Source organism: Deinococcus sp. Leaf326 (assembly GCF_001424185.1).
Classification (GTDB): Bacteria; Deinococcota; Deinococci; order Deinococcales; family Deinococcaceae; genus Deinococcus.
The window spans coordinates 65819-78392 of the sequence record NZ_LMOM01000065.1 but is presented as its reverse complement, the minus strand read 5'-3'; the positions used below and the strand labels follow the sequence as shown (position 1 = coordinate 78392).

At 68.9% G+C, this 12574-nt stretch carries 10 protein-coding genes; 8 read left to right on the top strand and 2 right to left on the bottom strand.

Going from position 1 to position 12574, the window contains the following annotated elements; translation table 11 throughout:
- The first annotated feature begins 127 nt into the window (after nucleotides 1-127).
- From ASF71_RS17300 to ASF71_RS17265, 8 genes are all read left to right on the top strand, one after another.
- Entirely contained in the window at nucleotides 128-2278 is a 2151-nt protein-coding gene (locus ASF71_RS17300) for an ATP-binding domain-containing protein (RefSeq protein WP_056302442.1), read from the top strand.
- Between the two features lie 121 nt (nucleotides 2279-2399).
- Nucleotides 2400-2627 carry a hypothetical protein gene (locus ASF71_RS17295; RefSeq protein WP_056302441.1) on the top strand — a complete coding sequence of 76 codons (228 nt, stop codon included), beginning with the start codon at nucleotides 2400-2402 and terminating at the stop codon, nucleotides 2625-2627.
- Nucleotides 2628-2667: 40 nt separating this feature from the next.
- The gene (gene dusA, locus ASF71_RS17290) at nucleotides 2668-3693 is read left to right on the top strand and encodes a tRNA dihydrouridine(20/20a) synthase DusA (protein WP_056302440.1); all 1026 of its coding nucleotides are present in this window, start codon (nucleotides 2668-2670) and stop codon (nucleotides 3691-3693) included.
- A gap of 140 nt (nucleotides 3694-3833) precedes the next feature.
- Nucleotides 3834-6782 carry a type I DNA topoisomerase gene (topA, locus tag ASF71_RS17285; RefSeq protein ID WP_056302439.1) on the top strand — a complete coding sequence of 983 codons (2949 nt, stop codon included), beginning with the start codon at nucleotides 3834-3836 and terminating at the stop codon, nucleotides 6780-6782.
- 5 nt (nucleotides 6783-6787) lie between these two features.
- The gene (locus ASF71_RS17280) at nucleotides 6788-7096 is read left to right on the top strand and encodes a hypothetical protein (RefSeq protein WP_235514573.1); all 309 of its coding nucleotides are present in this window, start codon (nucleotides 6788-6790) and stop codon (nucleotides 7094-7096) included.
- Nucleotides 7097-7188: 92 nt separating this feature from the next.
- Complete coding sequence (locus ASF71_RS17275) at nucleotides 7189-7608, top strand: hypothetical protein (protein WP_056302438.1); 420 nt, start codon at nucleotides 7189-7191, stop codon at nucleotides 7606-7608.
- Between the two features lie 164 nt (nucleotides 7609-7772).
- Entirely contained in the window at nucleotides 7773-8096 is a 324-nt protein-coding gene (locus tag ASF71_RS17270) for a cupin domain-containing protein (protein WP_056302437.1), read from the top strand.
- Between the two features lie 157 nt (nucleotides 8097-8253).
- Nucleotides 8254-8820, top strand: coding sequence for a type 1 glutamine amidotransferase domain-containing protein (locus ASF71_RS17265; RefSeq protein ID WP_056302436.1), 567 nt, complete (start codon nucleotides 8254-8256; stop codon nucleotides 8818-8820).
- A gap of 424 nt (nucleotides 8821-9244) precedes the next feature.
- Here the strand turns inward: ASF71_RS17265 and ASF71_RS17255 are convergent, their stop codons facing one another.
- Together ASF71_RS17255 and gcvP are read right to left on the bottom strand one after the other, a co-directional pair.
- Nucleotides 9245-9526 (bottom strand): hypothetical protein, encoded by a 282-nt coding sequence (locus ASF71_RS17255; RefSeq protein ID WP_056302434.1) that lies wholly within the window; start codon nucleotides 9524-9526, stop codon nucleotides 9245-9247.
- 68 nt (nucleotides 9527-9594) lie between these two features.
- The gene (gcvP, locus tag ASF71_RS17250) at nucleotides 9595-12477 is read right to left on the bottom strand and encodes an aminomethyl-transferring glycine dehydrogenase (protein WP_056302433.1); all 2883 of its coding nucleotides are present in this window, start codon (nucleotides 12475-12477) and stop codon (nucleotides 9595-9597) included.
- Nucleotides 12478-12574 lie beyond the last annotated feature (97 nt).

The following is a 12574-nucleotide window of genomic DNA, read 5'->3' as shown; positions in this document are numbered from 1 at the left end:
AAGCAGGTCGCCTGAGAAGGCGGGTGCAGGGCGGCCGGGCCGTAGGCCTGCGGTGGGGGAGCGCCCGCCACCTCTCTATCTACCGGCTCCACCCTCCACAACCCGCCGACGCGGTATCCTTCACGTTATGCCTGTGGCAGAACCACGTCCTTCCATCCATCCTGATTTTGAAGCCGAACAGCAGCATCTGGCGGGTACGGTCGCCGCCGTGCTGCGCCAGATCGAGACCTGGGAAGACCGCGACCGCAATACCGGAGCCGACCTCGAAACGAGTGTCACGATGGCCGACACCGCCGAGGAACACGCCGCCATGCTCAGCGTGCACGTGGCCCAGCCGTACTTCGGCAGCCTGAAGGTGCGGGTGGGCGGGCGCGAGCAGACCCTCTACATCGGCAAGCACGCCTTCCGCGACCTCAAGGGGCCGCACAGCGTCGTGAGCTGGGACTCGGAGGTGGGCAGCCTGTTCTACGGCGACACCCTGAGCTGGACCCCGCGCCGGGGCGGGCAGGGAACCATCCGGCGGCGGCGGCAACTGGACGTCGCGCAAAAGCAGCTGCGCCGCGTCACCGACCTGTACGACGACGAGGCGGGCGGCGACACCGGTGGACGCGAAGAAGTGCTCCTGCGCCGCCTGGCCGAGCAGAGTACGGCGGCCATGCGCGACGTGGTCGAGACCCTGCAACCCGAGCAGAACGGGGCGATGCGCTATCCCGCCGGCACACCCGTCATCATCCAGGGCGCGGCGGGGTCGGGCAAGACGACCATCGGTTTCCACCGCCTCGCGTGGATGACTTCTGCGGACCGCCAGGAGCACCGCGCCCGCCCCGAGGCCTGCATGGTCCTCATGCCCAACCGCGTGCTGGCGACCTACGCCGCGCGCATCCTGCCCGAACTGGGGATCTCGGGCGTCACCGTGACCACCCCCGAGGTCTGGGGCACCGGCCTGCTGGGGCTGGAAAAGCTGGAGGTCACCGACCGCACGCTGACCCTGCTGCTCACCGATCACGACAACGGCCGCCGGGCCCTGGCGTGGCGCCGCGCCAAGCTGCTGGGCGACGCCCGGATGCTCGACGTGGTCCGCACCCACCTGTGGGGCAAGTTCAACGCGGCCCTGCAGGGCCAGTCCCTCAGCGAGAGCGTGGAGGTGCGCGGACGCGGCGTATACACCTTCGCCCTGTCGGAAGCCGAGCTGGCCGGAATGCTGCGCGAGGTCTTCGCCGCCGACCCGCTCGACGGCTACCGCGCGGGGATGCGCCGCCTGATCGAGGCCGAGGCCGTATCGCGCCTGGGTGTCCCCGACGAGGAGGAGGCCAGCGTGCGCCGGCAGCTCGCCACGCCGCTGACCACGCTGCTGGGACGCGTCTTCGCCTCGACAACCCCTGTCACCGAGGCGCGGCGGCTGCTGGGCAGTGCCGAGGCCCTGGGCTCAAGCGGCCTGCTCAAGCCGCGCGAGATTGAGTTGCTGCTGGCCGATCCCCTGAGCGGCATTCCGGCGCCCCGGCGCGCGCACGCCGACGTGACTGAGCTGCCGCTGATGCTGGCGGTGCAGGCCTTCACCGGCGGCATCGGGCGGGTGGTGGGGCGCACGCTGGAGCCGTTCGACCATGTGGTGCTCGACGAGGCGCAGGACTACTCGCCGCTGCTGTACGCCCTGCTGGGCCGCGCGACCCGCCCCGGCCACCTGACCGCGCTGGGCGACCTGAACCAGGGGATGCACGGCTATAAGGGGCCGAGCAGCTGGGAGGCCGTGGGCGAGCAGCTGCGCGGCGCGCAGGTGCTCACGCTGTCGCGCACCTACCGCTCGACGCGCCAGATCACGGAGCTCGGCGCGCGGATCGCCTCGACCTACAACCGCGCGGCTGAGGTTCACGGCGTGGACCGCGACGGCGCCGAGGTGCAGCGCTACTCCGGCGGCGATGAGCTGGCGCTGCTGGCCCAGGCGGTGCGCGACGCCCGCGCGGCCGGCCACGACAACATCGCCATCGTGACCCGGCGCGCGGCCGACGCCGACGCCCTCAGTGTGGCCCTGCGCGACTACGACACCGACGCCCAGCCCATCACGACCCAGGAGCACCGCTACCGGGGCGGTCTGGTCATCCTGCCGGTGAACCTCGCCAAGGGGCTGGAGTTCAGCGCCGCCGTCGTGGCGCGCGCCGACGCGCAGACCTACGACGAGAGCACCGAGTACGAGCGGCGGCTGCTGTACGTCTCGGCCAGCCGCGCGCTGCACTGGCTGGGGCTGGTGAGCGGGGGAGAGCTGCACCCCCTCATCGGGTAAGCGGGGTTGGTGGACTGGGGACGAGCAGCGAGAATGGTCGGCCTGGCCCCGCAACGGGGCATTGGCGCTTGCCCAAGCCTCTCCTTTCCACAGCCCGTCCCCGGCCCCCTAGCCTGTGCCCATGACCGACCCCAGACAGCCAGACCAGCATCAGGGCCTGCCCGACGACGCCGGCAACGGCATGAGCGACCGCGCCGGGTACATGGACGACTCGGACAGCGGCGATACCGAGACCCCGGTGGGCGGCGGCGTTCCCACGGGCGCCTCGGTGGACGGCCTGCCCGAGGACACGCTGGACAAGGACGGCTCGGGGACGACCTTCGACGCCGGAACCGACATTCCGCGCTGAACATTCGGGCGCTCGGCCCCTGCGTTACACTGGTGGGTCTATGGTCGCCCCCCGCCCCCCACATACCCTCTCGGTCGCGCCGATGCTCGACTGGACCGACCGGCACTGCCGGATGTTCCACCGCACGCTGACCCGCCGTACCTTGCTGTACACCGAGATGGTCACGACCGGGGCGATTATCCACGGCGACCGCGAACGTCATCTCGGCTTCAGCGCGCCCGAGCGTCCGGTGGCGCTGCAACTGGGCGGCAGCGACCCGGCGGCGCTCGCCGAGTGCGCCCGCATGGCCGAGGGCTACGGCTACGACGAGGTCAATCTCAACTGCGGCTGCCCCAGCGACCGCGTGCAAAGCGGCTCGTTCGGTGCGTGCCTGATGGCGACCCCCGACGTGGTGGCCCGCGCCGCCGGGGCGATGATCGCGGCGACCCACCTGCCCGTGACCGTCAAGCACCGCATCGGCATCGACGATCTGGACAGCTACGACCACCTGCGGCACTTCGTGGGCACGGTGGCGCAGGCGGGCGTCACGACCTTTATCGTCCATGCCCGCAAGGCGTGGCTCTCGGGCCTCTCGCCCCGGGAGAACCGTGAGATTCCGCCGCTGCGCTACGACGTGGTGCGGCAGCTCAAGGCCGATTTCCCGCACCTGACGGTCGTCCTCAACGGCGGCGTCCTCTCGCTGGCCGCCGCCCAGGACGCCCTGACCTGGGCCGACGGCGCCATGATCGGCCGCGCGGCCTACCAGGAGCCCTACCTGCTGGCCGCCGCCGACCGCGACGTATTCGGAGAAGATGGGGTGCCCGTCACCCGCCGCGAGGCCATCGAGGCGTATCTGCCCTACGTCGCCGCGCAACTCGCGCAGGGCCAGCCCCTGAACCGCATGATGAAACACACGCTGGGCCTGTTCGCTGGACAGCCGGGCGCGCGCCACTGGAAGCGCACGATCTCCGAGCAGGGGCACAGGCCGGGGGCGGGGCTGGAAGTCGTCGAGGCGGCTCTGGCGGGCGTGCCCGACGAGGTGCTCGGTGCGCGGCCCCAGGCGTCAGGGGTCCTGGCCGTGTCCTGAAGCGGTTCACGCTCGACTTCCGCCCTGTCTGCTTTCCTCTTTCCACAACCCTCTGGTCTTTGCATCCCCGCTCCTCATGAAGCGTTCTGGGGCCATGCTACGCTCAGGGCAGAATCACCCTCACACGGAGCCTGCGCCTTATGTCCAATACACTCGTCATCGTCGAATCGCCCGCCAAAGCCCGCACCATCGAGAAATATCTCGGAAAGGGCTATACGGTCGAGTCGTCTATCGGACATATCCGCGACCTGCCCAAGAGCGCCGCCGACATCCCCGAGAAGTACAAGGGGCAGGCCTGGGCGCGCCTGGGCCTGGACATCGAAAACGATTTCCAGCCGCTGTACGTGGTGTCGCCGGAAAAGAGGGCACACGTCGCCAAGCTCAAGAAGATGGCCCAGAACGCCGACGAGATCATCCTGGCGACCGATGACGACCGTGAGGGTGAGAGCATCGCGTGGCACCTGTTTCAGGAACTCAAGCCCAAGGTGCCGGTCAGGCGGATGGTGTTCCACGAGATCACCAAGGAAGCCATTCAGGCCGCCATCGCCGCGCCGCGCCAGATCGACACCAACCTCGTCGAGGCGCAGGAGGCCCGGCGCGCACTGGACCGCCTGTACGGCTACGAGGTCAGCCCGGTGCTGTGGAAGAAGGTGGCGCCCAAGCTGTCGGCCGGTCGCGTGCAGTCGGTCGCTACGCGGATGCTCGTCGAGCGCGAGCGCGAGCGGATGCGCTTCGTGTCGGCCGAGTGGTGGGATCTGCTCGTCTCGGCTCAGACGGCCGCCGACGTGACCTTCCCCGCCCGCGTGACCGACGTGTCGAGCTCCGACGGCAAGTTGCACAAGCTGGCGGCGGGCCGTGACTTCGACCCGCTGACCGGTAAACTTAAGGAGGGCGCGGCCGTGCGCCTGTTGCAGGGAGACGAGGCCCGCGCCCTGGCCGCCGGCCTGACCGGCCAGACCCTGACTGTTACCTCCGCCGAGGAAAAACCCTTTACCCAGCGGCCGTACCCGCCCTTCATCACTTCGACCCTGCAACAGGAAGGCAGCCGCAAGCTCGGCTTTGCCGCCACCCGCACCATGCGCGCGGCGCAGCGCCTGTACGAGGGCGGCTACATCACCTACATGCGCACCGACAGCACCAACCTCAGCAGCGAGGCGGTTGGGGCGGCGCGCACCCAGGTCGCGCAGATGTACGGCCAGGACTACCTCTCGCCGCAGCCGCGCGTGTACTCCAAGAAGGCCAAGAACGCCCAGGAGGCCCACGAGGCGATCCGGCCCGCCGGTAGCTCCTTCCGCACGCCCGACAGTCTGCGCGGAGAACTGAGCGGCGACGAGTGGCGCCTGTACGATCTGATCTGGAAACGCACGGTGGCCTCCCAGATGGCCGACGCGCGGGGCCGCAGCCTGCGCGTGCGCCTCGCCGGAAAGGCGACCTCGGGCGAGGACGTGCGACTCAGCGCTTCGGGCCGCACCATCGACTTCCCCGGCTTCCTGCGCGCCTACGTCGAGGGCAGCGACGATCCCGCCGCCGCCCTGGAAGACCGCGAGACGCCGCTGCCCCCCCTCAAGGAGGGCGAGCGCGTGCAGGCCCAGAGCGTCAAGCCCGAGGGCCACGAGACCCAGCCGCCCGCGCGCTACACCGAGGCCAGCCTCGTGCAGTCCCTCGAAGGCGCGGGCATCGGACGGCCTTCGACCTACGCGAGCATCCTGGGCACCATCCAGGACCGGGGGTACGCGGTCAAGAAGGGGCAGGCCCTGGTGCCCTCGTGGACGGCGTTCGCCACCTCGGCGCTGCTCGAGCACCATTTCGGCCGGCTGGTGGACTACGACTTCACCGCCAAGATGGAAGAGGACCTCGACGAGATCGCGGGCGGGCGCGAGCACCGTGTGCCCTACCTGCGCCGCTTCTATCTGGGCGAGGCGGCGCAGGGCGGCGCGGTCGAGGGCATGGCCCTCAAGCCCACCATCGAGCGCCAGATGGGCGAGATCGACGCGCGCGGTATCGCCACGATTCGCGTGCCCCGGCTCGACGGCAGCGGCATCGAGGTGCGGGTGGGGCGCTACGGCCCCTACATGGAGCGCGGCGAGACCAAGGCCAATCTCCCGGCCGACCTCGCCCCCGACGACCTGACGCTGGAGGCCGCCGAGGACCTGCTCGCGCGCCCCAGCGGCGACCGCGCCCTGGGCACCGACGAGGCCACCGGGCAGCCGGTCATGGCACGCGCTGGGCGCTACGGTCCTTACGTGACCCTGGGCGCCGAGAACCCGCCCATCCGCAGTGCCAGCCTCTTTCCAGGCGATGACCTGAATACCCTGAGTCTGGAGCGTGCCCTGCGGCTGTTGAGCCTGCCGCGCATGGTGGGTGTCAGCGAGGGCGAGGAAATCTGGGCCTTCAACGGCAAATACGGGCCGTACCTCAAGCGGGCGAACGACAGCCGCAGCCTGACGAACCACGACCAGCTGTTCACAGTGGGCCTTCAGGAGGCCGAGGCGATCTTTATGCAGCCGCGCTTTGGCCGGGGCCGCGCCGCACCCGCCGCGCCGCTGCGGACCTTCGAGTTCGACGGCCGCGCGCCCATCCTCCTCAAGTCGGGCCGGTTCGGGCCGTACCTGACCGATGGCGAGCGCAACGCCACGCTGCGCAAGGGAGAGGAAGAAAGCTCGCTCACCGCCGAACGCGCCCTGGAAATCCTGGAGGAGCGCGGCAAGGAGCCCCAGAAAAAGTCCGGGGCGAAGGCGGGCAGGAGCAAGGCCGGCAGTACCGCCAAGGCTGCTCCCCGCAAGGCGGCCAGCAAGACTCCGGCCGCCAAAAAAGCTCCGGCCAAGGCCTCAGCGACCAAGACCGCCGCCAAAGCGCCCGCCAAGGCAGCGAGCAAAGCCGCCGCCCCCAAGGTCGCCCTGACCTGGACCGATCTCAAGCCCCACGTGGGCGTGCTGAGTGACCAGGAACGCCAGCTGGTGACGGCCACCCGCGAGCAGGGCCGCAAGGTCGAGGACGTGGCCCCCGAGCTCGGCCTGGACGTGAAGAAGGCCAAGGGCATGGCCCTGCAGGCCAGTAAGAAACTGAACCAGGCGGCGCGCGGAGGCTGACGGCTGTGCGCCCCCTTGCCCGTCCCCGCGCCGAGGTGCCTCAGGCGCTGCACTTCGTGCGGCTGGCCCAGGGGTCGCCGGGCCAGTGGGTCGCGTTGCCGGGAGGCACGCTGCGGGTGCTGGGCCTGGCAGGCAAAACGGATGGCGCCGGGGAACGTGGCTGGCTGCTGTGCCTGCACGGCGAGGTATTGCTCGACTTTCCCGACGGTAACTTCGTGCGCCTGCGCCCCGGCGAGGGTTATGCGTCCACAGGTCCCTGGGAGGCCGTACCCACCCGCGCGGGCAGTGTGCTGCTCCTCGTGGCTGGGGGCTGAACCCGGCGCCCCAAAACCAGTAGGGCAGGCCCAGGGCTGCAAGCGGGCAGCCAGTTGCGGACGGCCAAGGCCTCTAGACTGCGGCCATCCTTATGCCTCTGGGTGACGCGCCGAACTACAGCACTCCCCGCACGCTGGGCCTCGCGGGGGTCAGCGTTTTGGCCGCGCTGGCGCACTTTGGGCTGGGGGCCTTCGATTACGGCGCGGCGCGGTATCTGGGGCTGGCAGGGATGTTGCTGGCTGGGTTGCTGCTCGTCTACGGCGTCCTGACCCTGATCCGCTACGCCGAGGCCCGCGACGCCATGAGCGATCCGCACCCGCGCACGCCCATGTACTACACGCCGCACGAGCGCCTGACCCTATCCATTGGCCTGGGGCTGAACCTGCTGGGGGCCCTGGCGGCGCTGGCCTGGGCCGTCTCGGGGGCAGCGTGGCTCTGGCACCTGTTGGGGGCCGCGCTGAACCTATGGGCAGCCTGGCTGGCGTGGTGGGCCCGGCCACGGCCGGACTGACGGGAGCTCCGGCTACAGCCGGGCGGGCTAGGCCCGCAGAGACGGTGGTCCTGTGGTGCCCTTCCGGCGATTACCGAAGGAAGCGGTGCCGGTGAGCCCACTTGCCCAAGTGCCCTGAAGGCCCGCCTCACCCCGGCGCGCGGCCCGGCTGCGACGCTGGGGCCATGACACAGCACAGTGACTACAAGGTCAGTCAGGGCAGCACCACGCATGGTAAAGACGGCGAGCACCACCTGATCAAGGGCGAGAGCAGCAGCATGCGGCTGTGGCACAACGAGCAGCCGCAGGACACTGCCGACAAGACGCCCCATGCCAACGCCTACGAGACGCTGGGCTACGTCATCCAGGGCAAGGTCGAGCTGACGGTGGACGGCCAGACCCTCACGCTGGAGGCTGGCGACAGTTACCGCGTGCCGAAGGGCGCGCAGCACACCTACCGCGTGCTGGAAGTGCTGAACGCGGTCGAGGTCATCACGCCGGGCGAGTAAGGCGGATGATGCCCCTTCAGGCTCCCCACGCGGGGAGTCTTTTTCGTGCGGCAAACGTGGCCCAGTCCGGGGTGCCTAAAGTGCGCCTCAACAGGGCCTAAACGCCGGTTCAGCCGGCCGTCATGGGGCTGAGGCGTGTAGACGCCATCCTTCCCACATGACCAAGCAGAGTTTGGAAGGCAAGAAGATCGCCATTCTGGCGGCCGACGGCGTAGAGGAAGTCGAGCTGACAAAGCCGCGGCAGGCCCTTGAGGAAGCGGGCGCGACCACGCACCTCATCAGCCTCAAGGTCGGCCAGATTCAGAGCATGAAAGGCGATATCGAGCCGCAGGCCAAGTACGACGTGGACAAGACGGTAGACGAGGTGAGCGCGGCCGATTACGACGGGCTGGTGCTGCCCGGTGGTACGGTCAACCCCGACAAGCTGCGCCTGAGCGACGCCGCCATGAAGTTCGTGCGGGACGCCTACGACCTGGGCCTGCCCATCGGCGCGATCTGCCACGGCCCCTGGAGCCTGAGCGAGACGGGCATCGCCAAAGGCCTGAAGATGACGAGTTGGCCCAGCCTCCAGCACGAGCTCAAGTTGGCCGGCGCGCAGTGGGTGGATGAGGAAGTCGTGACCGACCGGGGCGTGGTCACGAGCCGCAACCCTAACGACATCCCTGCCTTCAACAAGAAGCTCGTCGAGGAATTCGCCGAAGGCGACCACAGCAGCAGACGCTGAGGCGACGCTGGAGAAGGCCGCGGACTGGTGAATGGTCCGGGGCCTTTTCGTGCTCTGCTGGGGGCATGTCCCTCAGATGTCGGCTGACCCTGGGTCTTGCGCTCCTTGCCTCTATGGCCTTGGCGGACGGTCGCCCGACTCTCGCCCTATCGCTCACCCCTGCGGCGTATGCCCGGCTGGCACCCGCGGAGCAAGCACAATACGTCCGGTATTACCGGGGGCAGGCCATACAACCCTTCTTAATTGAGCTGCGCCGCAGCCTGCCCCCAGGGATCGGCACTGTGAAGGTAGGTACACGAGAGATGCCCGTATTCGTCGTGCGCTCGGCCGAGACGGCGGGTAGGACCACAGCCATCACGCAATACGGACGCTCGGGCCAGCGGTTGAAGGAAACCATAGCCAGCCCCGGCCCCCGCTGAGGCTCTTACAGGTCTTCGAGTTCGGAGGTCGGCGCGGAGCCCGCGCCGTCGGTGTCGGCCCCCACCGCCGGGACCGGGTTCATGGTGCCGGGCATTCCGCCCATGCCCCCAGTGCGCGGCGTGTCGGTGGTGGGGTTCAGCGGATCGCCCGAAAGGGGCCGCTCCTGCAACTCGGGACGCGACATGTTGGGCAGGTCGGCGTCCGGGGTAGTGCCGGTGGGCGACTCGGCGGGGTCGGTGTCCACCGGCGGGTTGTAGGTCGCGCGGCCGTCGTTGTCCTGGGTCATAGGGCATTGTCGGCCGCCGCCGTGGCTAGGGCGTAAGAATTGGCGAAAGGCGGGGTTGAGGCTTGATTTTACGCCCCGACCCAATCCTCCATCGGGGGGCACGAGCACACGAAGTTCCTGTCCCCGTACACGTTGTCCACGCGGTTGACGCTGGGCCAGTACTTCCAGGCCTTCTGGGCCTTGGCCGGGTACGCGGCCACTTCGCGGCTGTACGCCCGTGTCCACTCGTCGACCATCAGGTCGTCCTGTGTATGCGGCGCGTGCTTCAGCGGGCTGTCCTCGGCCTTCATCAGCCCGTCCTGCACTTCCTGAATCTCGCGGCGAATGTTCAGCATGGCGTCCACAAAGCGGTCCAGCTCGGCCTTCGGCTCGCTCTCGGTCGGCTCGACCATCAACGTGCCGGGCACCGGGAAGCTCATGGTGGGGGCGTGGAACCCGTAGTCCATCAGTCGCTTGGCGATGTCCTCCTCGCTGATGCCGGTCGCGGCCTTCAGCGGGCGGATGTCCAGGATGCACTCGTGGGCCACGCGCCCGTTCAGGCCGGTATATAGGACCGGGAAGGCTCCGCCCAGCCGCGCGGCGACGTAGTTGGCGTTCAGCAGCGCGACCTGGGTGCTCTGGCGCAGGCCCCGCGCGCCCAGCAGCCGGATATACAGGTAGCTGATCGGCAGGATGCTCGCGCTGCCGTACGGCGCGGCGCTTACGGCTCCTGTGCGGCTCTCGCTGATCGGGCGCACAGCGTGGTTGGGCAGGAAGGGCGCGAGGTGCGCCTTCACGCCAATCGGCCCCATGCCCGGTCCGCCGCCGCCGTGCGGAATGGCAAAGGTCTTGTGCAGGTTCAGGTGCGACACGTCGGAGCCGATTAATCCCGGCTTGCTCAGGCCCACCTGCGCGTTCATGTTCGCGCCGTCGAGGTACACCTGCCCGCCGTGCGCGTGGATCAGTTCGCACACCTCGGTCACGTTCTCCTCGTACACGCCGTGCGTGCTGGGATAGGTGATCATCAGGGCGCCCAGATTGGCGCTGTGCTTCTCGGCCTGCGCCTTCAGGTCGGTCATGTCGATGTTGCCCTGGTCGTCGGTCTTGACCACCACGACCTGCATGCCCATCATGGCGGCGCTGGCGGGGTTGGTGCCGTGCGCGCTCGCGGGAATCAGGCAGATGGTGCGGTGAGACTCGCCCCGGCTCTCGTGGTACTTGCGGATCACCAGCAGGCCCGCGTACTCGCCCTGCGCGCCGCTGTTGGGCTGCATGGACACGGCGTCGTACCCGGTGATGTCGGCCAGCCACGCTTCGAGTTCGGTCAGCATCTCGGCGTAGCCCTCGGTCTGCTCGGCGGGCGCAAAGGGATGCAAACCACCGAACTCGGGCCACGTCACCGGAATCATCTCGGTGGTGGCGTTGAGCTTCATAGTGCAGCTTCCCAGCGGGATCATGCCGTGCACGAGGCTGTAGTCCTTGTTTTCCAGCGCCTTGAGGTAACGCAGCATCCCGTGCTCGCTGTGGTGCGCCGAGAAGACCGGGTGCGTGAGGTACTCGCTCCGGCGCTTGAGGCCCGCAGGAATGCCGTCCACCGCCCCTGCTTCCAGCGCGGCCAGGTCGGCGGACTGCCCAGTGACGACCTCCAGGATGTCGGCGAGGTCAGCGGGTGTGGTCGTCTCGTCCAGGCTGATGGAGATGCGGGTGGGGATATAAGCCTCTCCCTCGTAGCGGAAGTTCATGCCCTTCGCTTCTGCCCGCTCACGGATGAACTGCGTGTCGCCGTCGAAGGTCACCGTATCGAAGAACGTTTCGTTGAGGGGGTAGCCTCCGTCCTGCAAGCCCTTTGCCAGCATCCCGGTCAGCAGATGCACCCGCGCAGCAATCGTCCGGATGCCCTGGGCGCCGTGCCACACTGCATACGCGGCGGCCATGTTCGCCAGTAGGGCCTGCGCCGTGCAGATGTTGGAGGTCGCCTTCTCGCGGCGGATGTGCTGCTCGCGGGTCTGCATCGCCATGCGCAGGGCGGTCTTGCCACGCGCGTCCTTGCTCACGCCGATCACGCGGCCGGGCATAGAGCGCTGGTACTCGCTGCGGCAGGCCAGGAACGCCGCGTGTGGCCCCCCGAAGCCCATCGGCACGCCGAACCGCTGGGCGCTGCCCACCACGATGTCGGCCCCCTGCTCGCCCGGAGGGGTCAGCAGCGCGCAGGCCAGCAGGTCGGTCGCCACGATCAGGGCCGCGCCCGCCGCATGCACCCGCTCGGCGATGGGCGAGAGGTCGCGCAGCTGGCCATACGTGCCGGGGTACTGCGCCAGCACGCCGAACACGCCCCCAGGCAGTTCGCCCGCCGGGTCGCCCACGACCACGTCGTACCCGAAGTACTCGGCGCGGGTGCGGATCACGTCCAGTGTCTGGGGGTGCACGTCGTCGGCCACGAAAAACGCGTTGCCCTTCGCCTTGACCTGCCGCCTGGCGAGCGTCATCGCCTCGGCGGCGGCGGTCGCCTCGTCGAGCAGCGAGGCATTGCTCACGGGCATCCCGGTCAGGTCCATCACCATCTGCTGGAAGTTCAGGAGCATTTCCAGGCGGCCCTGCGAGATCTCGGCCTGGTACGGCGTGTAGGCGGTGTACCAGCCGGGGTTTTCGAGCATGTTGCGCAGCACCACGGGCGGTGTGTGCGTGCCCCAGTACCCCATGCCGATGTAGCTGCGGAACACCTTGTTCTTCTGCGCGACGGCCCTGAGGTCCGCCAGGGCCTGCGCCTCGGTCACGGGGCCGCCCACCACCAGATCGCCGTCAAATTGAATGGCGGCGGGCAGTGTGGTCTCGGTCAGCTCGTCGAGGCTGGTGGCGCCCAGCACTTCCAGCATCTCGGCCTGCTCGGCGGCGCTGGGGCCGATGTGGCGGCGGGTAAAGTCGTCGGTTTGCAGCAGTTCAGCCAATGTACGGGACAGGGGGGGACGGGTCATGGGGTACTCCTTGGACAAGAAGGGTTGAACAGAAAAAGGCCGTCAACCTTCAGCGCTCCGCCGCCGGAACGCGGGGCGGGGGCAGCGGGCTGACGGC

What these genes read in the sequence shown, in the direction of transcription:
- ASF71_RS17300 (WP_056302442.1), top strand. Translation starts at nt 128, where the DNA reads ATGCCTGTGGCAGAACCACGTCCTTCCATCCATCCTGATTTTGAAGCC.
- ASF71_RS17295 (WP_056302441.1), top strand. Translation starts at nt 2,400, where the DNA reads ATGACCGACCCCAGACAGCCAGACCAGCATCAGGGCCTGCCCGACGAC.
- dusA (WP_056302440.1), top strand. Translation starts at nt 2,668, where the DNA reads ATGGTCGCCCCCCGCCCCCCACATACCCTCTCGGTCGCGCCGATGCTC.
- topA (WP_056302439.1), top strand. Translation starts at nt 3,834, where the DNA reads ATGTCCAATACACTCGTCATCGTCGAATCGCCCGCCAAAGCCCGCACC.
- ASF71_RS17275 (WP_056302438.1), top strand. Translation starts at nt 7,189, where the DNA reads ATGCCTCTGGGTGACGCGCCGAACTACAGCACTCCCCGCACGCTGGGC.
- ASF71_RS17270 (WP_056302437.1), top strand. Translation starts at nt 7,773, where the DNA reads ATGACACAGCACAGTGACTACAAGGTCAGTCAGGGCAGCACCACGCAT.
- ASF71_RS17265 (WP_056302436.1), top strand. Translation starts at nt 8,254, where the DNA reads ATGACCAAGCAGAGTTTGGAAGGCAAGAAGATCGCCATTCTGGCGGCC.
- ASF71_RS17255 (WP_056302434.1), bottom strand. Translation starts at nt 9,526, where the DNA reads ATGACCCAGGACAACGACGGCCGCGCGACCTACAACCCGCCGGTGGAC.
- gcvP (WP_056302433.1), bottom strand. Translation starts at nt 12,477, where the DNA reads ATGACCCGTCCCCCCCTGTCCCGTACATTGGCTGAACTGCTGCAAACC.